The organism is Solimonas fluminis (assembly GCF_002930645.1).
GTDB lineage: Bacteria > Pseudomonadota > Gammaproteobacteria > Nevskiales > Nevskiaceae > Solimonas_A > Solimonas_A fluminis.
Genome location: NZ_PSNW01000013.1, coordinates 1 through 26,103, shown reverse-complemented (window position 1 = coordinate 26,103; position 26,103 = coordinate 1). Strand labels below are relative to the sequence as shown.

General features: G+C 69.3%; 23 protein-coding genes. 7 read left to right on the top strand and 16 right to left on the bottom strand.

Translation table 11 applies throughout. The features are described 5' to 3' along the window. The first annotated feature begins 6 nt into the window (after positions 1 to 6). Both C3942_RS18630 and C3942_RS18625 read left to right on the top strand, forming a co-directional pair. Positions 7 to 732 carry a 16S rRNA (uracil(1498)-N(3))-methyltransferase gene (locus C3942_RS18630; protein WP_104231882.1) on the top strand — a complete coding sequence of 242 codons (726 nt, stop codon included), beginning with the start codon at positions 7 to 9 and terminating at the stop codon, positions 730 to 732. Beyond that, positions 729 to 1,058, top strand: a complete 330-nt coding sequence (locus C3942_RS18625) for a hypothetical protein (protein ID WP_104231881.1) — start codon at positions 729 to 731, stop codon at positions 1,056 to 1,058. Before C3942_RS18630 ends, C3942_RS18625 begins: the two co-directional genes overlap by 4 nt. Before the next feature lie 20 nt (positions 1,059 to 1,078). Here the strand turns inward: C3942_RS18625 and C3942_RS18620 are convergent, their stop codons facing one another. After that, entirely contained in the window at positions 1,079 to 2,104 is a 1,026-nt protein-coding gene (locus tag C3942_RS18620) for an SPM autocatalytic domain-containing protein (protein WP_104231880.1), read from the bottom strand. A gap of 112 nt (positions 2,105 to 2,216) precedes the next feature. Between C3942_RS18620 and C3942_RS18615 the strand changes: the two genes are divergently transcribed. Next, on the top strand, positions 2,217 to 2,942 hold the full coding sequence (locus tag C3942_RS18615; RefSeq protein ID WP_104231879.1) for a hypothetical protein: 726 nt from the start codon (positions 2,217 to 2,219) through the stop codon (positions 2,940 to 2,942). Continuing rightward, positions 2,939 to 3,634 (top strand): Crp/Fnr family transcriptional regulator, encoded by a 696-nt coding sequence (locus C3942_RS18610; RefSeq protein ID WP_104231878.1) that lies wholly within the window; start codon positions 2,939 to 2,941, stop codon positions 3,632 to 3,634. Before C3942_RS18615 ends, C3942_RS18610 begins: the two co-directional genes overlap by 4 nt. Before the next feature lie 188 nt (positions 3,635 to 3,822). On the opposite strand, the gene C3942_RS18605 is transcribed toward C3942_RS18610, so the two are convergent. Continuing rightward, a complete protein-coding gene (locus C3942_RS18605; protein WP_104231877.1) occupies positions 3,823 to 4,293 on the bottom strand; it encodes an Mpo1 family 2-hydroxy fatty acid dioxygenase in 471 nt (156 codons plus the stop codon). Positions 4,294 to 4,463: 170 nt separating this feature from the next. Between C3942_RS18605 and C3942_RS18600 the strand changes: the two genes are divergently transcribed. After that, positions 4,464 to 5,492, top strand: coding sequence for an NAD(P)H-dependent amine dehydrogenase family protein (locus tag C3942_RS18600; protein WP_104231876.1), 1,029 nt, complete (start codon positions 4,464 to 4,466; stop codon positions 5,490 to 5,492). Between the two features lie 35 nt (positions 5,493 to 5,527). Here C3942_RS18600 and C3942_RS18595 read toward each other — a convergent pair whose 3' ends face one another. From C3942_RS18595 to C3942_RS18560, 8 genes are all read right to left on the bottom strand, one after another. Beyond that, positions 5,528 to 6,556 (bottom strand): 2-dehydropantoate 2-reductase, encoded by a 1,029-nt coding sequence (locus tag C3942_RS18595; RefSeq protein WP_104231875.1) that lies wholly within the window; start codon positions 6,554 to 6,556, stop codon positions 5,528 to 5,530. Positions 6,557 to 6,585: 29 nt separating this feature from the next. Then, positions 6,586 to 8,025 (bottom strand): alkaline phosphatase family protein, encoded by a 1,440-nt coding sequence (locus C3942_RS18590; protein ID WP_104231874.1) that lies wholly within the window; start codon positions 8,023 to 8,025, stop codon positions 6,586 to 6,588. Positions 8,026 to 8,049: 24 nt separating this feature from the next. Continuing rightward, the gene (locus tag C3942_RS18585; protein WP_104231873.1) at positions 8,050 to 8,847 is read right to left on the bottom strand and encodes an SDR family oxidoreductase; all 798 of its coding nucleotides are present in this window, start codon (positions 8,845 to 8,847) and stop codon (positions 8,050 to 8,052) included. Positions 8,848 to 8,860: 13 nt separating this feature from the next. Beyond that, complete coding sequence (locus C3942_RS18580; protein WP_104231872.1) at positions 8,861 to 10,177, bottom strand: GDSL-type esterase/lipase family protein; 1,317 nt, start codon at positions 10,175 to 10,177, stop codon at positions 8,861 to 8,863. Positions 10,178 to 10,285: 108 nt separating this feature from the next. Next, a complete protein-coding gene (locus C3942_RS18575) occupies positions 10,286 to 12,709 on the bottom strand; it encodes a neutral/alkaline non-lysosomal ceramidase N-terminal domain-containing protein (protein ID WP_165797535.1) in 2,424 nt (807 codons plus the stop codon). Positions 12,710 to 12,782: 73 nt separating this feature from the next. Continuing rightward, on the bottom strand, positions 12,783 to 14,045 hold the full coding sequence (locus tag C3942_RS18570; RefSeq protein WP_104231870.1) for a DSD1 family PLP-dependent enzyme: 1,263 nt from the start codon (positions 14,043 to 14,045) through the stop codon (positions 12,783 to 12,785). Positions 14,046 to 14,172: 127 nt separating this feature from the next. Next, entirely contained in the window at positions 14,173 to 15,561 is a 1,389-nt protein-coding gene (locus C3942_RS18565) for a D-arabinono-1,4-lactone oxidase (protein WP_104231869.1), read from the bottom strand. A gap of 7 nt (positions 15,562 to 15,568) precedes the next feature. Beyond that, entirely contained in the window at positions 15,569 to 15,934 is a 366-nt protein-coding gene (locus C3942_RS18560) for a c-type cytochrome (protein WP_104231868.1), read from the bottom strand. A 178-nt stretch (positions 15,935 to 16,112) separates the two neighbouring features. On the opposite strand from C3942_RS18560, the gene C3942_RS18555 reads away from it, so the two are divergent. Further along, a complete protein-coding gene (locus tag C3942_RS18555) occupies positions 16,113 to 16,943 on the top strand; it encodes an SDR family oxidoreductase (protein WP_104231867.1) in 831 nt (276 codons plus the stop codon). Positions 16,944 to 17,638: 695 nt separating this feature from the next. Here C3942_RS18555 and C3942_RS18550 read toward each other — a convergent pair. From C3942_RS18550 to C3942_RS18535, 4 genes are read right to left on the bottom strand one after another with little or no spacing between them, the layout of a single operon-like run. Further along, entirely contained in the window at positions 17,639 to 18,649 is a 1,011-nt protein-coding gene (locus C3942_RS18550; protein ID WP_104231866.1) for a TIGR00266 family protein, read from the bottom strand. Positions 18,650 to 18,659: 10 nt separating this feature from the next. Beyond that, positions 18,660 to 19,343 carry a TIGR00266 family protein gene (locus tag C3942_RS18545; protein ID WP_104231865.1) on the bottom strand — a complete coding sequence of 228 codons (684 nt, stop codon included), beginning with the start codon at positions 19,341 to 19,343 and terminating at the stop codon, positions 18,660 to 18,662. 4 nt (positions 19,344 to 19,347) lie between these two features. After that, complete coding sequence (locus tag C3942_RS18540) at positions 19,348 to 20,016, bottom strand: TIGR00266 family protein (protein WP_104231864.1); 669 nt, start codon at positions 20,014 to 20,016, stop codon at positions 19,348 to 19,350. Beyond that, entirely contained in the window at positions 20,000 to 21,202 is a 1,203-nt protein-coding gene (locus C3942_RS18535) for a M48 family metallopeptidase (RefSeq protein WP_104231863.1), read from the bottom strand. The genes C3942_RS18540 and C3942_RS18535 overlap by 17 nt, the downstream gene beginning before the upstream one ends. A gap of 144 nt (positions 21,203 to 21,346) precedes the next feature. Here C3942_RS18535 and C3942_RS18530 point away from each other — a divergent pair, with 144 nt between their 5' ends. Next, positions 21,347 to 21,754, top strand: a complete 408-nt coding sequence (locus C3942_RS18530) for a GFA family protein (protein ID WP_104231862.1) — start codon at positions 21,347 to 21,349, stop codon at positions 21,752 to 21,754. Here the strand turns inward: C3942_RS18530 and C3942_RS18525 are convergent. Together C3942_RS18525 and C3942_RS22430 are read right to left on the bottom strand one after the other, a co-directional pair. Beyond that, positions 21,751 to 23,937, bottom strand: a complete 2,187-nt coding sequence (locus tag C3942_RS18525; RefSeq protein ID WP_104231861.1) for a molybdopterin oxidoreductase family protein — start codon at positions 23,935 to 23,937, stop codon at positions 21,751 to 21,753. The genes C3942_RS18530 and C3942_RS18525 overlap by 4 nt on opposite strands. A 104-nt stretch (positions 23,938 to 24,041) precedes the next feature. Beyond that, on the bottom strand, positions 24,042 to 26,103 hold a 2,062-nt coding region (locus tag C3942_RS22430), incomplete at its 5' end, for a beta strand repeat-containing protein (RefSeq protein ID WP_165797534.1).

Sequence of the window (26,103 nt, the reverse complement as noted above, 5' to 3'; positions counted from 1 at the left end):
CCGCGCATGACGCGCATCCATCTCGATCCGCCGCTGCAGCAAGACAGCGAGGTCCCGCTGCCCGACGAGGCCTTCCGTCACCTGGTGCAGGTGCTGCGCCTGCGCGAGGGCGAGAGCTTCATCGCGTTCTGCGGCGACGGCGCCGAGTACGAAGCCACCCTGACCGCCGTGGCCAAGCGCAGCGCCATGCTGCGGCTGGGCCGGCGCCGCGAGGTGGACCGGGAGTCCCCCCTGCAGCTCACCCTGGCCCAGTGCGTCTCCAAGGGGGATCGCATGGACTACACGCTGCAGAAAGCCGTGGAACTCGGCGTGCAGCGCATCCTGCCGCTGCTGTCCTCCCGCAGCGTGGTGAAGCTGGATGGCGAGCGCTGGGAGAAGAAGCTGGAGCACTGGCGCGGCATCGTCGTTTCGGCCTGCGAGCAGTCGGGCCGCACGCGCATCCCCGAAGTGGCCCCACCGCTGGCGCTGGACCGCTGGCTGCCGGCCTGCGACGAATCCGGCCTGCGCCTGACGCTGGACCCGGCGGCCGCGCAGGGACTCGCCGCGCTGCCGGAGGTCCGTTCCGCCACCCTGCTGATCGGCCCCGAGGGCGGGCTGTCTGACACCGAAATCCGCCAGGCCGCGCAGGCCGGCTTCCAGGGCCTGCGGGTGGGCCCGCGCGTGCTGCGCACCGAAACCGCCGGCGTCGCCGTGCTTGCGGCGCTGCAGGCCCGCTTCGGGGACTGGGCGTGAGCAGCCCGGACAGCCGCAGCCACTGGGGCCGCGAGGAACTGCTGCACCTGCTCTCGGTCTGCGGCACGCTGGCGGGCCTGTCGATCACCATCATCGCCTTCATGCACGGCTTCGATCGCGCGCGCGCCGCCGTCACCGTGGTGGACGACATGCTGGCGCTCTGCGCCGCGCTGTTCCTGACCTGCATCTACCTGATCTTCTGGGCCCTGCGCACGGCGCGGACGCCGCTGATGCAGCGCCTGATCCGCATCATCGACGCCCTGTTCCTGGCGGCGCTGACGACGATGACCATCGCCGCCTTCGTGACCATCTACACCATCTGGTAGGCGCCCAGGGCCCGCCGACCCTAGACCACCAGGTCGATCTGCTGCAGCGTGCCGGCGGCACCGCTCTCGGCCAGGTAGAGACCGCTGCTGCGCACCGCGCCCTGCAGGGCATGGGCGGAGTCCTTGATCTCGAACGGCGTCGCCACCCGATCCAGGTACAGCGCCCCCACGCCGGCCCCGGCCAGCGTCGCCAGCCGGTCCACGCCCTCGGCGTCGCGCGACCACAGGCGCAACTGGCGGTAGTCGGCATCGTTCTCGTCGATCCAGCGGTTGCCGTCGGCATCCAGCGCCGCCAGCTCGGCGAACCCGTCTCCGGTCTTCGCGCCGAACAGCTCGCTGCCATCGTCGATGCGTCCGTTGCCGTTGCGGTCCAGCGCCAGGAAGGCGCTGCCCGAGCCGACGAAGGAGACCTGCTCCGCCCGGCCGTCGGCGTCGAGGTCGAACGCCAGCTTGTCCTGCGTCAGCTGGACCGGGCCGCCGTCCAGGTTCACCACCAGGGGGTCCTTCTTCACCGCGTCGCCGGCACGCAGCGACAGGTGGTTCTCTTCGACGAAGCGCCGGTTCATCTGCAGGTCGAGCTCCAGGCGGATCTCGCGTCCGTCGGCGGTGCGCACCCTGCCCTCGGCATGCAGGGAGGTCTGCTCGGCCTCCTCGCGATACTCGTGGCGCTGGTACTCGATGCCCCAGCCGACGCGGCCGCTCTGCGTACGCTGCCCTGCTGCGGCGAGATCGTCCAGGGCCGCCTCGGTACCGGGCGAGAGCGACAGGTCGGAGGCATCGAACAGGCGGATGCGGCGCCCGGTGAGCGCTTCCAGCATGTCCACCAGGACCTGCAGGCGCGGTTCAAGGGCTTCTTCCTGCGAACCGGCCCCGGTGCTGCGGCAGCGGCCGGCCTCGGAGATATCGACCCGCACGGCCGGCGCCTCGCGGGCCGCCGGTTCCGCAGGGGGATCGCCGCGCCACATCCGCAGCGACTCCTCGACGCGCTCCACCCGGTAGGCCTGGTGCCGGCTGGACAGCTGCAAGCTGGAACTGTCGATCTTCATGTTCCGGCTAGCGGCCGCTCCGATGACGGCTTTAGCCCTATTTTCCGCATTGACGGAAGACTGCCGGGGCTGGCAGCGTGTCGGCATGGAAAAACGACACCAGGACAGGGGCTTGGCGCTGGGACTGGCGGCGCTGCTGGCAGCCTGCAGCGGCGACAGCGGCGAGGCCTCCGCCCCCAGGTCCCTGCACTTCACCGGCTGCGAGGAGCAGACCGCCCTGCTGGTGGTGTCCCCTTCCTCGCTGCCGCCGCTGCCCGAAGGCTTCGCCTACGGCAAGCCGCTGCCGGGCCTGCCGCTGGCCGGCATCCACATCAGCGGCAGCCGCTGCGCCGATCTCGACGGCCAGGGCCCGACGCAGGATCTGCTGGCCTTCGCACTGGTCGAGCCGCCGGAGTCCCTCAAATCCGAGGACGTCACCGCCTATGGGATTCTCCTTGGCGGCTATACCCAGCATGCCTCCACCGCCGCGGCCTTCGCCGCCTGGGGCATGGGCGAGAAGGTACAGCCGGGTACGGTGGACTGGCAGCTCAGCGCGACACCCGTCGCGCGACTCGGCTCGGTCAGCGCCGCCGGCGCCGGCAGCAGCGTCACCACGCGCATCAACGGCCTGGGTCCGCCGATCCAGCCCGGTGGCGGCCTGACCCGTGCCTATCACTTCGCGGGCGACAAGCTCGTGGCCAGCATCGACGCCTTCTACACGCCGCAGACCGGCATGCTGGGCCTGGGCACCGCGCAGCAGCAGGGCGACGGCCCGCTGCCGCTGGGCTTCTCGGTGGCCACCGGCTCGCATGCCTGGGACTACGACCTGGAACTGCGCAACCCGCAGCGCTACCCATGAGCTGGAGCGAAGAACGCGCCGCCCTGGTCGCCAGCGACTGGTTCCGCGAACTGCCGGCGGATGTGGTCACGCAGTTCGCCGCGATGGCGGTGCGCCGGCGCCTTTCCGACGGCGAGCTGCTGTTCGCACAGGGCGATGCCCCCGACGGCCTCTGGAACGTGGTCAGCGGCCGCATTCGCGCCGGCAGCGTCTCGGGCGAAGGCAAGGAGCTGCTGGTGATGCAGTTCGAGCCCGGCGCCTGGTTCGGCGAGATCTCGATGTTCGACGGGCTGCCGCGCACGCACGATTCGCGCGCCGTGGGCCCTACCGAGATGCTGATGCTGCCGCGCGACAAGTTCCTGGCCGTGCTGGCGGCCCAGCCGGAGCTGTATCCCCATTTCGTGAAGATGCTCTGCCGCAAGCTGCGGCTGGCCTTCAGCTACATCGAGGATGCGCAGTTCGCCTCGCTGCCGGCACGGCTGGCGCGGCGCCTGATCGACCTGCTGGCGCTGTACGGCCGCCAGACGCCCGAAGGCATGCTGATCGACCTGCACCTGCCGCAGGACGACCTGGGCCGCATGCTCGGCGCGTCGCGCCAGAGCGTCAGCAAGGAACTCAAGCTGCTGGAAACTTCCGGCGTGGTCGCCGTGGACTATGGCCGCCTGCACATCCGCGACCTGCCAGCCCTGCAGAAGATCGCCGACGCGGGCTAGCGCATTCCCGTGGGTGCGACGAAGTCGCGATCTTTTGCTGCAGACCCCAAAGACCGCGACTTGCGTCGCTCTCACGGCCACAGCACATGCTTGGCGCAGGAGCGGCCGTTGGCCGCGACCAGGTCAGTGGAACACCTTACCCGCCGCGGCCAGCGGCCGCTCCTACAAGGATCTTTTTGCCTGGCGCCCTACACGCCCAGCTTGCGATACACCTTGTCCATCACGAACAGCGGACCGATCAGCAGGAAGCGCAGGTCGTCGACCAGCGAAGGCTTGGCGCCTTCCACCTTGTGGCCGTAGACCTGCACCGCCCAGGCGATCACCCAGGTGGCCAGCGCGATCCACAGCAGGGGGCCGCCGGCCTGCTGGATGGCAACGATCGCCAGGATCGAGATCGCGAACCACACCGTCATGGCCGCGAAGCTGCCGAAGGACAGGCGTAGGTAGAACAGCCCCGTGGGCAGCGCGAAGATGGTCACCGGATTGACCCAGGGGGCGACCTCGGCCGACAGGCCCAGCCAGCGGCCCACCGGGACCAGCCACAGCAGAGCCAGCGTGGAGAAGAAGATCGCCGGCACGCAGACCATATGGATGGCCGAGTTCACGGGGTTCTGGTGGCTGACCTGGTATTCGTTCAGGAACTGCTTGAGCGTGGGCATGTGGGATTCTCCTCGTCTGGTAGACACATCTTGCGCCCCACCCCGCCCCCAAGACTGTCAGCCGCGCGACAGTCGCGGGGGGTAAAAATGCCTCAATCCACTCCTTTCGGATCAGGCCAAGCCCCTGAAGCCCCTCTAGTTTCAAGCCATACCGAAAGCGAGGAGACAGCATGAGCAAGCCCATCCGGGTGGTCCAGTGGAGCACCGGCGTGGTCGGCAAGCCGGCCCTGAAGGCCATCGTCGCGCATCCGCTGCTGGAACTGGTGGGCTGCTGGTGCCACTCCCCGGACAAGGAGGGCCAGGACGCCGGCACGCTCTGCGGGCTGCCGCCGCTGGGCGTCCGCGCCACTCGCGACATCGACGCCCTGCTGGCGACCAAGCCGGACGTGGTCTGCTACATGCCGCAGTTCCCCAAGATCGACGAGATGGTGAAGATCCTGGAGGCCGGCTGCGACATCGTCTCCACCGCCTACTTCATCACCGGCACGCAGTTCGGACCGGAGGCCAAGGCACGCCTGGAGGCCGCCGCGCAGAAGGGCGGCTCCTCGATCTACGGCGGCGGCGTCAACCCGGGCCATGCGAACATCATCGCCCTGGTCGCCTCGGCCGGCTGCGCGCGCATCGACAAGATCTCGGTGCTGGAATCGGTGGATGCCACGCCCTACGAATCCGCCGGCACCTGGGAGGCCATCGGCTTCGGCCTGAAGGTGGACGACCCCGCCGCGCCGCCGCTGGCCGAGCGCGCCATGCCCTCCTTCAAGGAGGCCGTGGAGATGATGGCCGAGGCGCTGAAGATCGCAGTGGACCAGATCCGCTTCGACGTGGAGTACGCCGCTGCCACCGAGGACGTGGACCTGGGCTACATGAAGATCGGCAAGGGCTGCATCAGCGGCCTGCGCTGCTGCTGGTCGGCGCGGGTCAATGGCAAGGCCGTGATCGAGCTGAAAGTGGCCTGGAAGCTGGGAACGAAGCTGGAGCCGAACTGGCCGGTGGAAGACGGCTGGCTGGTGGAGATCCAGGGCCAGCCCAACATCCGCTGCCTCTACCAGCAGACCGGCGGCACGCGCGCCTTCGACCCGGCCACGCTGACCGCGATGCCGATGATCCACGCCATCCCGCAGGTGTTCGCGGCACCGCCGGGCATCATCCGGGCGCATCAGCTGCCGCTGATCGCAGGAGCGTACACCGTCAATACATAGAACACCGTCATGCCGGCGGAAGCCGGCATGACGATCTACTCGCCCGCTCGCGCCCGCCGCAGCTCCCGCAGCAGCGCTTCGCCGCTCCACTGCCGCTGCCCGCCATGCTCCACCTGGTGGACCAGCGACATCAGGCGCGCGTTGACCGGCGCCTGCCGTCCCTGGGCATGGGCCAGCTTCACCACCTCGCCGTTGAGGAAGTCGACCTCGGTCTTGCGTCCGGCCTGCAGGTCTTCCCACATGGAGGAGCGCGCCAGCGGGTCGATCTCCAGCATCTGGCTGGCGAGGCGGCGGAACAGGAAGTCCGGCACGCCGAGCAGCTTCGGAATCCAGTGAGGCGGCAGCGGCGTCAGCTTCGCGGGCGTCACGCCGGCCGTGTCCAGCAGGCCCAGCAGTTCCTCCTGCGCCATCGCCACGCAGCGGCGATAGGCACGCTGGGAGAGCTCTTCCTTCAGTGGCAGGTCGGACAGCGCGTTGACGGCATTGTTGAGATTGAGCAGGAGCTTGGCCCAGAGCACCGGCAGCATCTGCGCATGCAGTTCCAGCGGCAGGCCGGCCTTTGCGAAGGCCGGCAGGAAACGCTCCAGCGCCGGGTGCTCCTCGGCCTCGAGCCTGCCCTCGGAGCCATGGTGGAAGGCACCCCCACCCCGGTTGAGCACGTTGAACGGCACCATGCCGGTGAGCACGGTGCGGCCCGGCAGGCGCTGGCGCAGCAGCTCGGCGTTGTGCAGGCCGTTCTGGAAGCTCACCACCACGGCGCCGGGCTTGAGCACGGTGGCCAGTTCGGCCCCCGCCTCGTCGGTGGCGGCGGACTTGACCGCGACCAGCACCAGGTCGGCATCGGCCGCCGCCTGCGGCGTGGTGGCGAAGTGCAGCTCCGCCGCGGGCACGCGCAGGTCGGCCCCCTCCCAGTCCGTCAGCCGCAGGCCGGTCGCGGACAGTTCCCGGGCCAGCCGCGGGCGGCCGATGAACTGCACGGCACAGCCCGTGGCCGCCAGCCGGCCGCCGACATAGCAGCCGATGCTGCCGGCGCCGAACACGCAGATTTTCGCTTGCTCCGCCATGGCGTCTCCCGATCGCATCCTGCCGCCGCCTAGAACCCGAAGCCGGCGCCGAGCCGGCGCAGCACATCCAGCTCCTGCAGGTGACTGACCAGGCGCAGCAGCGGTTCGTCCAGGCCCGGGATCGGCGGCAGCTGGATCTGCTCCGGCAGCGGCACCACCGGCAACTCCGGCAGCGGAAGCGGCGCCTCCAGCCCGGCCAGGTGCAGGATCGTCGCCAGCGGCAGGCAAAGCCCCCCGAAGGGCCCGTCCGGCACATCGAATGCCGGCGCGGCAGGGTTCGGCGCGGCGGAGAAGTCCAGCGCATGCGCCAGGTTGGCCGAACCGGCGCGCGCACCCAGCGGCTCGAAGCCGAAACGCCAGGCGATCATGTTGAGGATCGAGTTGGGATCGAACTGCCGGTGCTCGACATGCCCGCGCCTCGCGCGCGGCCCGATGATGACGCAGGGCACGCGGCCGCCGAGGCGGCCGTCGTTGCCCAGCGCGGCCTCCTCCGGCGTGACCGGCGCGAACGGCGGCGGCACATGGTCGTAGAAGCCACCCCATTCGTCGTAGTTGATCACCAGCAGCGTGCGCTCCCAGGCCGGGCCCTGGCGCAGGATGTCGTAGACCTCGTTGAGGAAGGCCTGCCCGTCACGGACGTCGGCGACCGGATGATCGTCGCGCGACAGGCTGCCGCCCTCGTTGAGCGTGGAGCCGACGTTGTCGATGTAGGTCAGGTTCGCCAGGCGGCCCTCCATCACGTCGGACTGCAGCCGGCTCCTGGTGTAGCGGTTGGAGAAGCCGGTGTACTTGCTGCCCCAGAACGACAGGTAGGACACGTCCTGGTAGTAGTAGGCGACGCTGCGGCCCTTCTCGATCATGCGGTCCCAGACCGTCGGCAGGCTGGAGATCTCCACCGAATTCACGATCCGGTCCGTCTGTCCAGCATGCATGTAGATGCGGTTGGGCGTGGTCAGGCCGAGCATGCTGCTGAAGTAGCGGTCGCAGATCGTCCAGTGCTGCGCACAGCCCTTGTAGAACGGCAGGCTGTCGGCCGTGTAGTAGCCGATGGCGAAGTCGTCGCCGACCGGCTGCGTCAGCAGGAAGCCGTCCATCTTGCCGCCGTTGACGTGGATGCGGCCGCCGTCATAGCTGTGGTCCGGGTCGGCCAGCTGGCAGTTCTGGAAGTTCGGGGCCAGGTTGCGGGACTGGCGGGTGTTGCCGGCCGCGTCCTTGAGGCTGACACCTGCCTGGATGCCGTCGGCGCCCGGGACCCAGCCCAGGAAATGATCGAAGGAGCGGTTCTCCATCATCAGCACGACGATATGGTCGATGCCGGATTCCTCGGGCGGCGGCAGCCCTCCCGATCCTCCGGCCTGCGTGCTGCTGCCGCATCCGGGCAGGATCAGGCTGCCGGTGGCCGCGGCCACGCCATGGATGAAGTCGCGGCGCGTCAGTCCGGACCTTGCAGCGGGCTTTTCTTTCTTCATGTGGCCCCTCCTCTGCGTCTAGGTCTACATCACCTTGAGCCTCCGCGCAAAGGCGGTGTACGCGGTCAGGGGCAGGAAGCGCTTGAAGTAGACCGCGATCGCCTCCTTGCCGGCGATCATGACCTCGTAGCGGTCCTGCTCCACCGCCTGCCAGATGCGCTCGGCGCAGACCGCCGGGTCCATGCCGCCGCCGATCTCCTTGTCGACCTGTCCCCAGGGCTTGCCGTCCGGCCCCAGGGCATTGGCCGAGACATTCGTGCGCACGAAACCCGGGCAGACCAGGGTGAAGCGGACGCCCTGCTGCCCCAGCTCGATGCGGGCGCTGTCGTAGAAGCCGTGCAGCGCGTGCTTGGCAGCCGCGTAGGCCGTACGCCGCGCCATCGCGATGTGGCCGAACACGCTGCTGACCGTCACCACGTGGCCCGATCCCCGCGCCACCATGCCCGGCAGCAGGGCCTTGGTCAGCGCCACCGGGGCGAAGAAGTCCACCTCCATGATCTGGCGGTAGGCCGCCATCGGCGTCTCCAGCGCGGTGGTGCGCTGCGAGATGCCGGCGTTGTTGGCCAGCACGTCCACCGGGCCGAAGAAGGCGGCGGCGCGGCGCGCCGCGTCCTCGGGGTCCACCAGGCATGACAGGTCCAGCGGCAGCAGCGCCACGTCCTGCGGCCGCGGCAGGGCCCGGCGCACGCGCTCCAGCTCCGCCTCGCGCCGCGAGCTGAGCACCAGCTTCGCCCCGCGCTGCGAGGCCTGCTGCGCCAGGCCCTCGCCGATGCCGCTGGAGGCACCGGTGATCCACACGATCTTCCCTGCAAGCTGCGTCATGTCTGCCACTCCTTCAAGGTTTGCAATGACCCGCCGGCGGCGGCACCAGCGCCTCCAGCGGCACGGCTTCGGCCAGCGCGGCGAAACCGACGGAATTCGGGTGCAGCAGGTCCGGAAAGTACAGCGCCGCGTTCGGCAGCGAGGGCATGCCCGGCAGCGACAGCGCTGCCTCGAAATCGGCCAGGGCGTCGAAGGACCCGTCGGCGCGGATCAGCTCGTTCAGGCGCTGGCGCTGCGGCTCCATGCTGCCGGGCTCCCATCCGAGCGCCACGTCCATGCGCGGCGGGATGGTGCCCACGACGACGCAGAGCCCGGCGTCCCGGGCGCGCCGCGCGAGCTGCCGGATCGCGGCGTGGATCTCCTCGGCCGGGACGCCGGAAGCCAGGTCGTTGGTCCCTTCGAAGATCACCACCGAGCGCACGCCGTCGCGGCCGAGGACATCGCGGTCGAAGCGGTCCACCGCGGGCGGGCCGGCAAAGCCGTCGCGCGCGCGCGTGACCGTGTTGCTGTTGATGCCCTGGTTGAGCACCGCCATCCCGACGCCCGCGGCTCGCAGGCGCGCGGCGAACCAATCGGTCCATCGCGTATGGGTTTCGGGCACCGAGTAGGCACCGTCGGTGATCGAATCGCCGATGGCCACGATGGCGCCCGGGGACTGCGGCGCCAGCACGTCGACCCCGCTGAGGAAGAACCAGCCCAGCGTCGGCTGCGGAAAGCTCAATCCCGCCGGATCGGCCGTGCTGTCGCCGAGATACGGCAGGCCGACGTAGTTCAGCGCGAAGGACACCGCATGCCAGGTGATCGGGCCGCTCTCGCCGATCACCTGGAAGGACACCGCCAGGTCGGTGCCGACGGCATAGGCGAAGTCCACGGCATCGCTGACTGCCTCGGCGCCGGGCTCGATGATCACCTCGGGCTGGCCGCCGAACAGCACGGGACGATCGCTGCCCGGCACCAGCGCGGGACCCGCCAGGCGCCGGGCGACGCGCACCGGGCCGATGCGCAGCGGCCGGTCCCCGACGAGGTTCGACAGGCGCAGCCGCAGGCGCTCACCGCCCAGCGTGGGCCGCACCACCATGCGGAAGCTCTGGTCCACCGCCTGGTTGCCCGGCAGCAGGCTCGGAACCGGCGGCAGGGGCAGTGCCGGCGGCAGGGGCACCGGCAGCAGGTCGCTCAGCGGCCCCAGCGGGTAAGGCCCGTAAGGAGCCGCGGACCAGGCTCCGACCCAGGCCTGCCGCTCCACGGCCGCCGGCGCCTCGAGCGGCCCGCTGCCGCCGCAGGCGGTCAGCAACAGGCACAGGACCAGCGGCATCAGCCGGCGCAGGACCATCTTCTCTCCTCGATCTTGTCGTTATGCGCACAGTCTGCCCCGGCGAGGCCGGGGCAGACTGTCGGCAGCACGACAATCCAGGGGAGAAATTCAGCCCATCCGGAAGCCTCAGGGGCAGTCCGAAACCGGTGCGCCGACCTTGAACGGGCTGGAGATGCCGGTGTAGCTGGCCCTGGGCAGCACCAGCGTCTGCGCCGCTCCCTCCAGGCGCAGGCGATAGGTGCCGGCCGGCGTGTTCCTGGGAATCTGCCAGACCGCCTCGGCCGTGGAGGACAGACCGCTGCCCATCACCGGCAGGTCCACCGGCAGCACCTGCGGCACCGCGGGCTTCCAGACGAACAGCAGCTCCGGATCGCGATCCTGGGCCACCACCTCCCAGCTTCCGTCGGCCTTCTGGCGTTCGGCGTAGACGTAGCTCCGCTGCGTGCGCAGGTCGTTGCGCGGATGGCCGGCCTGGAAGGCGGCGGTCACCGTCTCGCCCGGCGTCGCCGTCGCTGGCGCGTCCGTCACCAGCGTGCCGAAGGCGCGCGGCAGCGGCAGATCGGCAGGGACATAGGGCGTGCGCAGCAGCACCGGGTTGCCCTCGACGTAGGCCGGCCCCTCCGGAGCCGGCTGGCCGTCGCGCATCGTCAGCGCCAGGCGGCGCAGTTCCTGCTGCACCGCCGCCAGCGTCCAGGGGCCGAAGATGTTCGAGGCGCCCTCGTACTGCTGCGCGGCATACTCCTCGCGCGTCGGCAGGTAATGCACGAAGTCGTTGGTCAGCGGCGCCACCACCACGGTATCCACGCCCACCGGCGCCAGTACCTCCAGCATCTGCTTGCGGATGCGCCGCGCCGACATGGTCGGCACCTCCCAGGGCAGGCCGACCAGCGCGAGATTGCCGAGGCGGATCACCTGGAACGGAAGCACCAGCGGCTCGGCCGGTATGCCGGCGGCGGACAGCGGCAGCGCCACCGGCTTCTCGGCCTGGCAGGAGAAATCGCCCAGCACCGGCGTGGGCGGCAGGTACTGCAGGTTGCAGAGCAAGGCCGTGGACACAAGATTCAGCGGCAGGATCGCGGGAGGCAGCCCGACCGCCTCCGGCGGGCGGATGGCGAGCAGGGTCTGGAAATCCGCCACGGCGGCCGCCAGCACGTCGAAACCCGCCGCGCAGCTGACGCCCTCCACCGCCGGACCCGGGCCATCCTCGGCGCCCGCCGCGAACGAAGGGCCCAGCGCCGGCGAGCAGGTGCGCTTGACTTCCGCGTCCAGCTCCTCCGGGTGCCGGAGGCTGGCCAGCACTACCGGGTCGGTCACTTCGACCTCGTCCATCCTCACATGGAACAGGCGGTAGTCCACCGGACCCGACAAGGCCGCGCCGCGGGCGTACAGCTCCAGCGCCTTGGCCAGGTGCTTGGTGCCGGAGATGGCGTTGGACTCGGCATCGTCGGCACCGCCGCCGCGCGTCGGGTCCGGGTGCGGCCGCTCCAGGATGAAGAGATTGGGCGAGGCGTCGCCCTGATCGGCCTGCGCAAAGGCGGCGACGAAGCTGTCCGTGCCCGGCTCGGCGTCGTAGCGTGTCTTCATGATGCGCTCGAAGCCCAGCGCCGCGTAGCCCTTGTTGTCGGAGCTGACCAGGTGTTGCGTCGGCCCCATCACGGTGGCATGCACGCCAAACCAGTTGAGGATGCCGACCGCGGAGCCGTCGCCGCGCACCAGGTTGAGCTGCACCATGCGCTTGTTGTTGCGCACCTCCTCGCCGCGCGCGTTGAGGAATTCGCGGCGCTCGGCCTCGGCGTTCATCTCGTACGCGGAAGCGGAGCGCTGGATGCTGGCGTCGAGCAGCTCGCCCGAGGACAGGCCGATGGACGCCGTCTCCGGATGCGCCTGCAGGTTGGCGTCGGCGCGCTTCACGGCCTCGAACATGCCGCCGGCAATGGCCTGGAAGGTGGTCGCGTCGAAGCCGAAGTGCAGCAGGTTGTGCGCCAGATGGTGCGAGTAGCCCGCCGGCCCCTGGTGGGTATGCGTGGCCGACAGCATCAGGTTGTCGGCACCGTAACGCGAGGCCAGCCCGGGATCGGCGGCGATGGCAGCCAGCACCTGCGTGCGCAGGGCACCGGTCATGATGCCGATATCGGCCACCACCACCATCACACGCCTGCCGTTGCAGGGCGATTCGATGGCGAAGGCGCGCGCGTACTGGCGCTGGTGCAGGCCGGCGAAGACTTGCGCCGGGTTCTCCCAGCCCATGCCGCTGGTGTTGGCCACCACGCCGGTGATGTCGTGCAGGCCGGAGCCGAAGCGGAACTGCCGGTTGCCCTTGCAGATGGCCGGCTCGCCGACGCGCGGCACCGCCACGTCCAGGCGGCCCGGGGCGTCCAGGCCTGCCCCCACCTTCAGGTAGGGGCTCTTCGTCACGCAGGCCGCGCGCTGCGGATCTGCCAGGGGGGCGGAGCGCATCGAGCCACCTTCCGGCTCTGAACTGCGGCCGCCGCAGCCGGCCAGCGCGGCCGCCAGCAGCAGGGCCGCGGCGGAGGCAATGTCGATTCTCATGGAGACCCTCTCCCTGTACGCCGGTTCTGCCGGCTTGGATTTGTCATGGTGAACCGCGGCCGCTGCGGCGGCCCTAGGCCAGCACCGGCCACTGCTCGACGATGCGCCCGCCGCGGACGGCAAGCAAGTCCCCGAACTCCAGCAGCACCGCCTCGGACTGTTGCGGTCGCAGGAAGACATGGTCATCCACGGACAGGCCGGTGCCGGGGGACGCGGTAACGTTCTCCTGGTTGGAGCTTTGGCCATAGAGCCCGTTGCGGCGCAGCCCCCGCGGCGACTCGTAGTCCGCCCTCCAGTTGCCGCCGTAGACGAAGAACATCTCGCGCGCATTCGGGTCCCAGGCGCGCGCCAGGCGCGACAGGCCGTCCAGCGCCGGCAGGCTCAGCGGCCCCACGGCCTTCAGCACCGGCGTGGCGATGAAGGCGGCGGGCACGTGCTCCGCCAGCGTGTCGATGTCGAAATGCGTGGGCTTGAGCAGGGCCGAGCCGACGGAGATGTCGTTGCAGAGGTTCTCCTGCTCGTGCAGCTTGTAGGTGGGGCTTCCGGCGGTGTTGAGCGTCAGCCCTTCGTGCCACAGCGCCGGATGCTGGCGACGCAGGAAGTCCACGCGCTCGCCGTAGCGGCGCATCGCGTCGGCGAACAGTTCCTCGCGCGAGCCGGCGAAGCACGGCAGCGCGGTGACGTGCGGGTCGTAGCCCATGAAGCCGGCGAACTCCAGCCGCTGCGGCTGCGCCTCGACCAGCGCCAGCATGCCTGCCAGCGTGCCGTCGTCGGCCACGCCGCCGCGGTGCAGGCCGACGTCGATCTCGATGTTGATCCGCAGCCTCGTCCCCAGGCCCTGCGCCAGCTCCAGGTACTGCCGCAGGCGCTCCGGCGTATCGACCAGCCACTGCATCTGCCGGGCCGGATCGAAGGATCCCTGCAGCTCGCGGTAGAAGCGCTCTGCCGAACGCACCGGCAGGGGCTTGCCGGCCAGGATGTCACAGGCCGGGAACAGGCGGGCGTCGGCGTTGGCGAAGGGCTGGTGGAAGGACATCAGCCGGTTCGTGCCGGCCTTGCCCATGATGTACTCCAGCAGCTTCGGGCTGGGCAACGACTTTTCCACCACGCGGTAATGCCTGGGCGCGCGCACCGAGGCCATGACCGCGGCGATGTTGCGATCCAGGCGGTCCAGGTCGATCAGCAGGCAGGGCCGCGCAGGACCGTTGCGGCGCAGTTCCTGGTTGAGCGCGCGGAAGTAGTCGTCATGCGGCTGGGCCTCCGCGCGCGGACGCAGCGCCAGCGCCGCCCCGGCGCCCAGCGCGGCCGCACCGATCACGAAATGGCGGCGTTTCATCCTTGCTCACCTCCCTGCCTGGCCTGCCGTTCGCCCTGCGCCTGCCGACGGGTGAACGGCAGTGGCCGCCGGTGGGGCCGCCCGTGCTGCGACAGGTTCGGCATGAACGTCCGGGCGGCCCGGCGGTTCATGCCACGCCCAATATGGACCGCAGATGCGCATTCAGGAAGCGCCCCTGCGGATCCAGCGCCTGCCGCACCTCGGTGAACTCCTTCCAGCGCGGATAGAGCTTCTGCAGCTGGCGCGCGTTCAACGAGTGCAGCTTGCCCCAGTGCGGACGGCCGCCATGCTTCCAGAAGATCGGCTCGATCTCGGCGAAGTAGTTGTGATAGTCCATCGTGTAGTGCTGGTGGATCGAGATGGCGCAGCGCTCGCCGCCCTCGAACATCGAGATCGGCAGCTCATCGCCCTGGATGTAGCGGTATTCGATGGGGAACCAGGTCGGCAGGCGTTTCTTGTCGATCAGCGCCAGGATTTCGCGCAGGCAGGCCGGGCCCGCCTCGGACGGCACCGAATATTCCATCTCGTTGAAGCGTACGTTGCGCACATTGGCGAACACCTCGTAGGACTCGCCCACGCGCTCCTCGAAGCCGGCGGTGGAAGCCACCAGGTTCAGCAGTGCGCGGCGCGCGGCCGGCCAGTCGCTGCCGTACTTGTCGAGCCGCGCGATCCACTTGATATATTCGTTGCCGCCCTCCGCCTCCGGGTCGGCCGGCGGCGGACTCGGCGCATCCGTGGTCTCGTTCAGCGATACCGCGGCGGCGTAGTCGGAGTGCGTGAGCACGTGCATCTCCCAGTGCCGGTTGCCGCGGCGGTGCTCGTCGATGCCTTCCAGGATTTCCTCGGTCTTCTGGATCCACATCTTCTCGCGCAGGCGGAAAGCCGGGCGGTTCTGCAACTTCACCCGCGTGACGAAGCCCAGGGCGCCGAGCGAAACGCGCGCGGCGTTGAAGACCTCGGGGCGGTTCCGCGCGTCGCAATCCAGCATCTCGCCGGAAGCCGTGACCAGCCGCAGGCCCGCGACCTGCGTGGAGTAGGAGCCGAAGCCGACGCCGGTCCCATGGGTGGCGGTGGCGATGGCGCCGGCCAGGCTCTGGTAGTCGATGTCCGCCATGTTGGTCAGCGCCAGGCCCGCCGCCTTCAGCGGCGCGCCCATCTGCGACATCGGCGTACCGCCCCACCACTCCGACTGCTGCTTCGCCGCATCCTGCCCGATCATGCCGCTGAGGCGCGCCAGCGAAACCAGGGTGCCGTCGGTGGGCACCAGGGCGCTGAAGGAATGCCCCGCTCCCACCGGACGGACGACGTCGCGGCTGGCGCGCAGCAGTTCGGCCAGGGCTGCCTCGCTGGCCGGCCCCAGGCGCGCTGCCGGAATGCAGCTCTGCGCACCGGACCAGTTGCGCCAGACGATGGTGCGGTTGCGCCGCGCCGCGGCGGCGAGCCCCGGCAAGCCCATGGCGCCGGCAGCGCCCACCAGGGCCAGGCCCTTGATCAGTTCACGTCGGGACAGGCTCATCGGGCGCTCAGTCGAAAGTGGTGCCGGACATCAGCTCGATCAGCTCCTCGAACTGTTCTTCCGTGCAGTCCATGCAGGCGCCCATCGGCGGCATGGCGTTGTAGCCGCCGATGGTGTGGTCCAGCAGGGTATCGATGCCCTGCGCCACCCGTGGCGCCCAGGCCTGGGCGTTGCCGCTCAGAGGCGCGCCGGTACCCGGCACGGCATGGCAAGCCTTGCAGCTGCGGTCGTAGAGCGCCTGCAACTCGGCGCTGGCCGTGGCGGGAACAGAAGCCGCCGGGGCGGGCGCCGACGGCGCCTCGGTCTTGCCGCAGGCGGCCAGCAGCAGGAGCAGCGCGGGCATCAAGGCCCGGCCCGCCGATTCGATGCGCATGAGGTCCCCTCCGACCCGGATATCGTGGCGAGCATGCTAGGCCCCCGCCCTCGCCGTCACGAGCACCGCGGCGGACGCCCAGGGGGTTCGCCGCGGACGGCTGTGACGCAGTCCTCCCGGCGCGGCCGCAGGGCACAGTAAGCTCCGCAACCTGACCGACCTGGCGAGTTCCCGCACCATGAAGCCTGCTTCCCCGCGCGTCGTCCTGATCACCGGCGCCTCCTCCGGCATCGGCAAGGCCTGCGCCGAGTACCTGCAGGGACTCGGCTACCGCGTCTACGGCACCAGCCGCCGCGCGGCAGCGCTGCCGCCGGAACCCGGCCCTGGCCTGCGACTGATCGCGATGGACGTCACCTCGGAGGAGTCGGTGCGGCGGGCCGTGGAGCTGGTGCTGGCCCGCGAAGGCCGCATCGACGTGGTCGTGAACAATGCGGGCTGGGGCATCGCCGGCTCGGTGGAGGACACCAGCATCGCCGAGGCCCAGGAACAGCTGGACGCCAATTTCTTCGGCGTGCTTCGCGTCTGCCAGGCCGTGCTACCCACGCTGCGGCGCCAAGGCTCCGGCTGCATCGTCAACATCAGCTCGATGGGCGGGCTGGTGTCGATCCCCTTCCAGGGACTCTACAGCGCCAGCAAGTTCGCGGTGGAGGGCATGACCGAATCCCTGCGCATGGAACTGCGCCCCCTCGGCATCCGGGTGGCGATGATCGAGCCCGGCGACTTCCGCACCGGCTTCACCGCCGAACGCCGCATGGCCGCCGCCGCGGCCCAGGGCCCCTACCACAAGGCCCTGTGCACCGCCGTGGAGGTGATGGAAAAGGATGAACAGGGCGGCGCCACGCCGGAGGCCATCGCCTGGCGGCTGGAGAAGATCATCGAGGCGCGCGATCCGAAGCTGCGGCACCTCGTCGGACCGCTGGCACAGCGCTTCGCCGTGGGCGTGCTGAGGAAGCTGCTGCCGCAGCGCTGGTTCGAGCGGATGATCGCGGGGTACTACGGCATTGCCTGATGCCCTCTCGGTCCCCTCTCCCGCATGCGGGAGAGGGGTTGGAGGAACGGGTGCCTGTGAAGCTTGCCAACCCTGCGTATCTTGCGGCGGAGGGAGTCAAGCGGTAGCGTCATCCGTGGCGGGACCTCGACTCCCGATCTGGCCCCTGGGCATGTTTGGCTTACTTCGGCATGACATTAAGTCATGCCTCAGCGAGGCCAAACATTCCATGGCCGCCCGTGATTCTTCGCAGGCGATGACATTTAGTCATCGCCGGGATGCGGGGATGCCATCCATGGCGGGACTTCGCCTCTCGATCTGGCCCCTGGGCATGTTTGACTTACTTCGGCATGACATTAAGTCATGCCTCAGCGAGGCCAAACATTCCATGGCCGCCCGTGATTCTTCGCAGGCGATGACATTTAGTCATCGCCGGGATGCGGGGATGCCATCCATGGCGGGACTTCGCCTCTCGATCTGGCCCCTGGGCATGTTTGACTTACTTCGGCATGACATTAAGTCATGCCTCAGCGAGGCCAAACATTCCATGGCCGCCCGTGATTCTTCGCAGGCGATGACATTTAGTCATCGCCGGGATGCGGGGATGCCATCCATGGCGGGTCTTCGCCTCTCAATCTGGCCCCTGGGCGGCCATCCATGGCCGCCCGTGATTCTTCGCAGGCGATGACATTTAGTCATCGCCAAAGCGCGAAGAATCACCCCCGCTTCACCACGCGGCGGAAGGGGAAGGTCCAGGCGATGAAGGCGCCGACCTTGCGCGTCTGGATCCAGACCCGGCCGCGGCCGGAGAAACGGCAGACCAGTCCCTCGCCGGAGAAGAACAGCGACTTGTAGCCGCCCACCTTGGTGATGCGGTACTCCAGGCCGTCGGTGAAGGCGACGATGTTGCCCGTGTCCACGACATAGTCGCCGTCCACGTCCACCTCGATCACGCCGCCGTAGCTGGAGAACCAGAGGTCGCCCTTGCCGGAGCAGCGGATCAGGAACAGGCTCTCGCCGGAGAAGAACCCCTTGGTCAGTCCCTGCCACTTGCTCTCCACCGCCACACCGGAGGTGGAGGCGACATAGCCCGAGTTCTGCAGGTAGATGATCTGGCCGTCGAGGTAGATGTGGCGCATGTCGCCGGGCGCGCCGGCGGCGATGCCGATCTCGCCCGGCGCGTTCTGCGCGGTGAACTCGTTGATGAAGATCGACTCGCCGGTGACGAAGCGGCTGAGGCCGCCGCCGAGCTTGGTCTTCATGGTGATGTGAGTGTCCATCGTCGCCATCGCGGAGGCCTCGACCTTCAGCGTTTCGCCGGCCGGGACCTTCACGGTGAGGAAGGCGAAGTCCGGCTCGCCCTCGATGCGGAACGGAAGGCCGGGCTGAGGCACGGCGGCGGACCGGGGCACCGGTGGCGGCGGCGGCGTAGCACCGTTGGGCCGCGGCGGCGGCACGGCGGCGGCCGGTGCCGGAACGGGCGGAGGCGGCGGCTCGACTGCCTGTGCGGCGGCGACGGCGCCCATCTGGCGCACCTGCTCGACGATGCGCTGCGCCGTGGCGGCGTCCACGCCCCGCTTGATCACCACCGGTCGGCCGCTGAACAGGCCTTCCGCCTGCGCCGGCTGCAGGCCGAACTTGGCACCGAACAGGGCGACGACCCGGCCGCGCTCGGCACCGGGCACCAGCTCGCCGGTCAGCATCACGTTGTATTGCGGTTCGCTCATGGTCCTGTCCTCACTGGCGGCGCGGCTTGAGGGTTGGCGTCAGCGCACGGCCGAAGCTGCCCGGGTTGTGCGACTGGCACCAGACCGTGCCCCGCCCCTTGAACTTGCAGACCAGGCCCTCGCCGCCCAGGATCGAGTGCAGCCAGCTCTTGCCGGCCTTGCTGAGCTCGAATTTCAGCGTCTCGTTGAAGGCGACGATGTGACCGCTGTCGACGACGTACTCGCCGTCCACCTCCACCGGGTAGATCGCGCCGAAGGAGCTGAGCAGCACTTGCCCGCTGCCCTTGAGGTTGAGCCAGAAGACGTGCTCGCCGGACAGCAGGGACTTGAAGCCCTGCCAGCCCATGCCGACCTCGACGCCCTCCTCGCTCGCCACCCAGGAGCCCCCCTGGACGATCAGGCTCTCGTTGTCGAGCCGGTGGACCAGCATGTCACCGGCCAGCTGCGTCCCCAGCCAGACCTCGGCGCCGTTGCGCGGCGAGGTGAAGTGGTTGAGGAACAGCGATTCGCCGCCGAACATGCGCTTGAGGCTCTTCAGCAGCGAGCCGGAGCCCTTCTTGTGCGTGGTGGTCGTGATGTCCATGTCGCCGCTCATGGCGATCATCGCGCCGCCCTCGGCGGTCAGCGTCTCGCCCTGCGCCAGCTTCACCTTGGCCGCGGTATTCCCCGGGCGGTGTACCAGTTCGATGTCCATGCGTTCAGCCCCAGAGCTTCGGGTTGATCCAGCCGCTGAGGCCGCTGAGGCTGCGGGTCTGGATGACATACTTGCCCTTGCCGGACAGCCGTGTCACCAGGCCTTCGCCGCCGAAGATGCTGGAGAAGATGCCGCCGGCCAGCTGCAGGCGCAGCTGCACGCCCGGCTCGTAGGCCACCAGATGGCTGGTATCGACGATGGTCTCGCCGTCGAGCGCGCGCTCCAGCAGGGCGCCGTAGGCACCGTACCAGACCCGGCCCGGGCCGGTTACCGCCATCTTGAACAGACCCTCGCGGGCGATCCAGGACACCAGGCCCGCCCACTTCAGGCCGAGGGTCACCGACTCGTCGGCGGCCAGGAAGGCACCCGGCTGCAGGTAATAGGTCTCGCCCGCGGCCAACTCGCGGCAGAGGATGTCGCCGGGCGTCGGCTGCACCAGTGTCAGCGTGCGCGGCTGCTGGGTGGCGTTGCTGAAGCGGTTGATGAAAAGCGACTCCCCGCCCAGGTACTTGCGCGCCAGGCCGCGCCAGAAGCCGCCGTTGAGTCGGGTGCGCAGGTCCAGCTCGGCCGACATGCTGGCCATGGCATCGGACTCCGCGACGATGGATTCGCCGGGCTCCAGCGTCAGCTGCAGGTAGGCGAACGCCGGCCTGCCCTCAATCCTGGTTTTCATCTTCCTTCCCTTCCTCTTCCTTGTTGTCCTGTGCCACGAACGTCCGGACCTGCTCCTGCAGCCGCAGGAAGTCCGCGTCCAGGTTCACGTAGGGCCCCGGCTGCTTCGCCGCCATCTTGCGGATCGCCTCGATGCGGTCCTGGGTCTGCGGATGCGTGCTGAGGAACCTGGACGCTCCCTCCAGCACGTCCGCCGTGCGGTCGCCGGTGCTCTTGCGGATTTTTTCCTGGCGCTTCTTCTCCTCGGCCTGGACCAGCTCGAAGAAGCGCACCATGCCCAGCGGGTCGATGCGCGCACGTTGCAGCAGCTCGACGCCGCGCTTGTCGGCCTGCTTCTCGAAGCTGCGCGAATAGCTCTGGTTGAGCAGCAGCGGTGCGGCCGAGGCCAGCGTGGCCGCCAGCCCTGCGACATCGCCCAGCAGCGCCTGCGCGATCAGCAGCACGCCGGCGGAGGTGATCACGGAGCGCATGCCGTGCTGCTCGGTGACGTGCGACATCTCGTGGGCCACCACGCCCAGCAGCTCGTCGGCGGTGCGCGCGCGCAGGATCAGCTCCGAATTGATCACCACATAGCCGCCCGGCAGGGCGAAGGCGTTGATCTGGCTGTCCTTGGCGATATGGAAGCGGAAGGGATAGCGCGGCTTCTCGATCTGCCGCTCCAGCGGATCGGTCAGCTTCTTCAGCTGCGCCGCCATCGCCTTGTCCTCGACCAGCTGCGCGCCGATCTCGTACTGGGCGAAGACGCGCTTGCCCAGGCCCTCCTCCCATTCCGCCGGGATGCGCTTGGCGGCCATGCCGGCGAGGATGTCGATGTTGAACAGCAGGGCCAGCGGCAGGCCGAGCAGCAGCAGGGCGATCGCCAGCGTCGCCAGCCAGCCGCCGGCACGCTTGCGCCGCATGCCGGACAGGGCCGGCTGCAGTTCGGGCTGCTGCGCCAGCAGCGGATCGGCGATCAGGCCGCGGTCGTCGGTGTAGACCGACCAGCCCGGCCGGGCGGGATGGCTGACGAAGACCAGGCGGTCGGAAGCGCCGCCCAGGCGCAGTTCCGCGCCGCGGAACGGAATGTCCACCGCGCCGGCGGCACAGCGGAACTGGAAGCCCGCCGCAGTGACCCGCAGCTCCCCGGAACTGCGGCCATTGGGAAGGCTGTCATGGAAGGCGTGCGCGGAGTAGCGTGACGACGACAAGCGGCTCTCCCCGAAGAGTCGGTTCGGTCTGTGCGGAGCCGTGAATCTACTGGACCGCTTCGTTCCTCACAACGTGGTTCAGTCGTCAGGTCCGCAGCCCCGGATGCTAGAGTGCCGCCGTTACGGTCCGGCGAGGGGCAAAGCATGATCCGGGGAAGCTGTCTGTGCGGCGGCGTGCGCTATGAATACGACGGCAGCATCGACGAAATCTCGATCTGCCATTGCTCGCAATGCCGCAAGGCACAGGGCTCGGCCTTCGTCGCGGTGGCCCCGGTCCGCAGCGACCGCTTCCGCATCATCGCCGGCGCGGAGCTGCTGAAGGAATACCGCGCGATCCCGCAGAAGGCCCGGGTGTTCTGCTCCCGCTGCGGCAGCCCGATCTACAGCGCCCGCGACGACCTGCCAGGAGTCCGCCGGCTGCGCCTGGGTACGGTGGAAACGCCGGTGGAGTGCGCCAACGCCTACCACATCTTCACCGGCTCGAAAGCGTCCTGGTATGCCATCACCGACGAGCTCCCCCAGTACGAAGGAGCCAAGCCGGCAAGCGCCTAGGCGGCCTGCACCGCCGCGCTCTCCACCTTCACGCGGATGCCATTGAGCGCCGCGTTGCCCGACAGCGCGTCCAGCGCCTGGTCGTCGGTCAGGTCGTTGGCGCTCTGCCCCGGATGCGCCTGGGCGATGCGCAGTTTCACGCCCGGACGGGCATGCCCCCAGCCGTGCGGCAGCGAGACCACGCCGGGCATGATGTCCTCGGTGGCCTGCATCTCCACCTCCACGCTGCCCACGCGCGAACTCACCCTGACCTTCTGACCGTCGGACAGGCCGCGCTCAGCCAGGTCTTGCGGATGCATGAACAGCTGGTGGCGCGGCTTGCCCTTCACCAGGCGCTGCGAGTTGTGCATCCAGGAATTGTTGCTGCGCACGTGGCGGCGGCCGATCAGCCACAGCTCTCCCGGCCGCGGCGCCGCAGCCTCCTGGGACAGCAGTTCGCGCTCGAAGCGCTGCAGGTCGGCCAGTACCGCGGCCGGCGCGGCGGCGATGCGCTTGGCCTTGCCGTGCAGGCGCTGCGGCAGCGCCGGACGCAGGGGGCCCAGGTCGATGCCCTGCGGATGGGCCTTGAGCTTGGCCAGGCTCAGCTTCTGCGGCGACTTGCGGCCGTAGGGCCCCAGGCGCAGGCCCAGGTCGAGGATGCGATGCGGCGGCGCGCGCAACAGGAATTCGTCCTTGAGCCGGATGCCGAGACGCTGCAGCAGCGATCCGCGCGGCCGCTCGTCCAGGCGCTCGCGCAGGCGGCGGCCCAGCTTCACGAAGATCTCCCAGTCGTGCAGGCTGCCCTTGGGCTTGGGAAAGATCGCCGGACTGTACTTGGCGGTATTGCGCACGGCCAGGTGATGGAACACCAGGTCGTAGTGGTCGTGTTCCAGCCCCCCGGTGGGCGGCAGGATGAAGTGCGCATGCCGCGTGGTTTCGTTGAGGTAGGTGTCCACGCAAACCATTAGCTCCAGGCGGCCCAGGGCCTCGTCGAGCTGGCGGCCGTTGGGCGTGGACAGCACCGGGTTGCCGGCGATGGTCACCAGCGCGCGGACCTGTCCCTCGCCCGGCGTCAGGATTTCCTCGGCCAATGCCGAGACCGGCAGCTCTCCGCCGAACTCCGGCAGGCCGCGCACGCGGGTCTTCCAGGCCGCGTAGTGCCCGGGCTTGGAGTTGCCGCCCTTGATCAGGTCCACCGCCGGATGCGGCAGCATCACGCCGCCTTCCCGGTCGAGGTTGCCTGTCGCGATGTTGAGCAACTGGATGGCCCACTGGCAGAGCGTGCCGAAAGCCTGGGTGGACACCCCCATGCGCCCGTAGACCGCCGCCGCGGGCGCTGCCGCCAGCTCGCGGGCGATGCGGCGGATGTCGCCGGCGGCAATGCCGGTGACGGTCGCAGCACGCTCCGGCGTGTAATCCCGGACCGCCGCCGCGGCCTGCTCCAGGCCGTCGGTGAAGTCCGCCAGGCGCCCGGGTTTCGCCAGACCCTCGTTCAGCACCACGTTGAGCAAGGCCAGCAGCAGGGCGGCATCGCTGCCCGGCCGGATGAAATGGTGCTCGTCCGCGACTTCGGCCGTCTCGGTGCGGCGAGGATCGATCAGTACCAGGCGGCCACCGCGGGCCTGCATCGCCTTCAGGCGGTTGCGGAAGTCCGGCACGGTCCACAGGCTGCCGTTGGAAGCCATGGGATTGGCGCCGAGCATCAGGATGTACTGGCTACGGTCGATGTCCGGAACCGGGAGCAGCAGCTGATGCCCATAGAGCCAGTAGGCCACCAGCTGGTGCGGCAGCTGGTCCACCGAGGTGGCGGAATAGCGGCTGCGGGTCTTCAGCGGACCGAACAGGGCCGCGCTATGGGTGAGATTGCCCCAGTTGTGCACGCTGGGGTTGCCCAGGTAGGCGGCGACGCTGTTCGTCCCATGCTGGCGCTGGATCGCCACCAGCCGGTCGGCGATCTCGTCCAGGGCCTGGTCCCAGCTCACCTCCTCCCAGCGCTCGCCGACACGCTTCAGCGGCCGGCGCAGACGGTCGGGGTCCTCGTGCAGGTCCTGCAGGGCCACGGCCTTGGGACAGATATGGCCTCGGGAGAGGGGGTCCCGGTCATCGCCCCGGATCGAGACGACGTGGCCGTCGCGCACCCGGAATTCCAGGCCGCAGATCGCCTCGCAGAGATTGCAGGCGCCGTAGTGGACTTCTTCGCTCATGGATCTCCTCGCTCGCGACAGGCTGGCTCCGGTCTGGCGCCGGAACCCCATCATAGCGAGGCCGGGCCGCCCTCACACGGCAGCCCGGCGTGGCCCGAAAGGCGCTAGGTACACTGCAGGCTGCCATCGGCCTCCGTGGGCGCGGACTCGTACTCGACCTCGCCCGTACCGAAACTCGAGGCTTCGCTTTCGGGATCCTGGATTTCCAGTTCGTCTCCCGGCAGGTCGGGCATGAACTCGTCGTTCAGGGGGACCGGATTCTCGTCGGACACCACGGCCGTGCCGTTGAGGACCACCACGCTGCCGTTGGTGACCAGACTGCTGAGGCCGAAGATCTGGCCATCGGTCATGAAGACGAAGTTGCTCTGCCGCGGCAGCAGGGATACCGCCCCGTTCTCGCCGATGTAGATGTCGCCGGCATAACCCACGCCGCCAATCGCAAAGGTCGTGCCGGGAAAGACGTTGAAGTGCTCGTCGCGGTTCAGGTTGATCTGCCTTGCCAGGGATGCCGCAGCCTCGATCCCCAGATCGGCGCCCGCCGTCATCGGGCTGAAGTGCACGAACAGGTCCAGCGGGGCATCGATGCTGCCGCCCAGCAGGACCTCGTCCGCCGAGATGTAGAGGTAGTCGCCGGCAAGGTCCAGGTTGCCCAGCTGGACACGGCTGGCGATGAAGCTGGCATTGGGCCCTTGCGAAGCCGGCAGCAGTTCCGGATTCTTGCCCTGAAGGGCCGACAGCAGGGCCGCGTCTCCGCCGAGGGCGGCGAGGCCGCTGCCCACCACGATGCTGCTGTTGCCCAGCGCGATCTCGCCCGCGGAGATACCCAGCGCCGCCACGTCGAAGACCGCGCCGCCCTCGCCCGCATCCTGTACCAGGCCCTCGGCGCTGATCGTGTAGCGGCCGCCCTGCAGCTGCGCATTGTTCAGGGTGACATTGCCGCCGGACGTCAAGCTGGCCTCGCCCACGACGAAGCTCGCCCCCTCGGCCTGGATGTCCGAGGCATTCACCGTCAGCGTATCCAGATCGAACAGCGCACCGCCGAACGAGACCGCGGCCTGCGCCGTGAACGTGGCCGACGCCAGCGACAGGCCGGTGCCGATCTCGATGTCCTGCGCCTGCACGACCAGCGAGTTGCCGCCGAGCACACCCGCTCCGCCGAGGATGAAATCACCACCGGCCGTGATCTGACTGCTGGCGATCGTGGAATCCTGACCGAGGCTGATCGTGATGTTTTGTCCGCCGAGGTTGCCGAACTGCACGCTGCCGGACGCGGTGAGGTCGATATCCTGGGCCACCGTCACGTTGCCGATCACGATATCGCCCCCAGCGACCGTGATATCCACCGCTTGGGCATTGATGTCGCCGAAGACCGCGTCGGTATTGCTGAGATCGGCAAACAGGGTGCCGGCCAGCGTCAGCGTGCCGGTATCCAGGCTGGTGCCGAAGTCGAAATCCACGTCGCCGCCGGCGCTGACCGTGCCGACGGTGATCGCCCCGTCCGGAGCGCTGAAATGGGCCTCCGAGGCCGTCACGTCACCGACGTCGATATCCCCGCCGGCAGCCGCCAGTTCGACACCGTTGGCCGTGATGCCGCCGGCCTCCAGGTTGCCGGCCTGCGCCGTCGCCGACAGGTCGCCGCCCGTCACCGTGATCGCGCCGCTGTCGATGGACGTGGCCATCAGGCTCGCGCCACCTGCCCCGGCCTGGAGGCCCAGCGTGGTCAGGCTGCCGCCCGCGGTCAGGGAGAGCGTATTGGCCGTGATGCCGCCGGTCTCGATATCGCCGCTGGCCATCAGCGTCACGACGTCGCCGCTGACCGCGTCCGCCAGGAGGTCGCCTCCCGTGGCAGTGCCGGTGATGTCGCCGCCCCCCGTCGCCGTGAGCTTGCCGGTGGCAATGCTGCCCGCCAGGGCCGTGATGCCCCCGGCGCCTGCGCCGATGTCTCCGGCATCGAGTAATCCCGAGGCGGTGAGCTTCACCGTACCGCCGCTGACGGCCGCCGCCGTGATGGTGTCGCCCTGCAGGACCACCAGTGCGGTGCCGCCGTCGAGGTTGCCCACCAGGGTCAGCGCGCCGCTGGCCGAGAGGTCGGCGCCGTTGCCGGACAGGCTCGCGCCTTCCAGGCGCAGCGTGCCACCCGTGGCCGTCACGTCCAGCACGCCGGTC

Coding starts and splice junctions, on each gene's coding strand:
- C3942_RS18630 (WP_104231882.1), top strand. CDS start 7: ATGACGCGCATCCATCTCGATCCGCCGCTGCAGCAAGACAGCGAGGTC.
- C3942_RS18620 (WP_104231880.1), bottom strand. CDS start 2,104: ATGAAGATCGACAGTTCCAGCTTGCAGCTGTCCAGCCGGCACCAGGCC.
- C3942_RS18610 (WP_104231878.1), top strand. CDS start 2,939: ATGAGCTGGAGCGAAGAACGCGCCGCCCTGGTCGCCAGCGACTGGTTC.
- C3942_RS18605 (WP_104231877.1), bottom strand. CDS start 4,293: ATGCCCACGCTCAAGCAGTTCCTGAACGAATACCAGGTCAGCCACCAG.
- C3942_RS18600 (WP_104231876.1), top strand. CDS start 4,464: ATGAGCAAGCCCATCCGGGTGGTCCAGTGGAGCACCGGCGTGGTCGGC.
- C3942_RS18595 (WP_104231875.1), bottom strand. CDS start 6,556: ATGGCGGAGCAAGCGAAAATCTGCGTGTTCGGCGCCGGCAGCATCGGC.
- C3942_RS18590 (WP_104231874.1), bottom strand. CDS start 8,025: ATGAAGAAAGAAAAGCCCGCTGCAAGGTCCGGACTGACGCGCCGCGAC.
- C3942_RS18585 (WP_104231873.1), bottom strand. CDS start 8,847: ATGACGCAGCTTGCAGGGAAGATCGTGTGGATCACCGGTGCCTCCAGC.
- C3942_RS18580 (WP_104231872.1), bottom strand. CDS start 10,177: ATGGTCCTGCGCCGGCTGATGCCGCTGGTCCTGTGCCTGTTGCTGACC.
- C3942_RS18575 (WP_165797535.1), bottom strand. CDS start 12,709: ATGAGAATCGACATTGCCTCCGCCGCGGCCCTGCTGCTGGCGGCCGCG.
- C3942_RS18570 (WP_104231870.1), bottom strand. CDS start 14,045: ATGAAACGCCGCCATTTCGTGATCGGTGCGGCCGCGCTGGGCGCCGGG.
- C3942_RS18565 (WP_104231869.1), bottom strand. CDS start 15,561: ATGAGCCTGTCCCGACGTGAACTGATCAAGGGCCTGGCCCTGGTGGGC.
- C3942_RS18560 (WP_104231868.1), bottom strand. CDS start 15,934: ATGCGCATCGAATCGGCGGGCCGGGCCTTGATGCCCGCGCTGCTCCTG.
- C3942_RS18555 (WP_104231867.1), top strand. CDS start 16,113: ATGAAGCCTGCTTCCCCGCGCGTCGTCCTGATCACCGGCGCCTCCTCC.
- C3942_RS18550 (WP_104231866.1), bottom strand. CDS start 18,649: ATGAGCGAACCGCAATACAACGTGATGCTGACCGGCGAGCTGGTGCCC.
- C3942_RS18545 (WP_104231865.1), bottom strand. CDS start 19,343: ATGGACATCGAACTGGTACACCGCCCGGGGAATACCGCGGCCAAGGTG.
- C3942_RS18540 (WP_104231864.1), bottom strand. CDS start 20,016: ATGAAAACCAGGATTGAGGGCAGGCCGGCGTTCGCCTACCTGCAGCTG.
- C3942_RS18530 (WP_104231862.1), top strand. CDS start 21,347: ATGATCCGGGGAAGCTGTCTGTGCGGCGGCGTGCGCTATGAATACGAC.
- C3942_RS18525 (WP_104231861.1), bottom strand. CDS start 23,937: ATGAGCGAAGAAGTCCACTACGGCGCCTGCAATCTCTGCGAGGCGATC.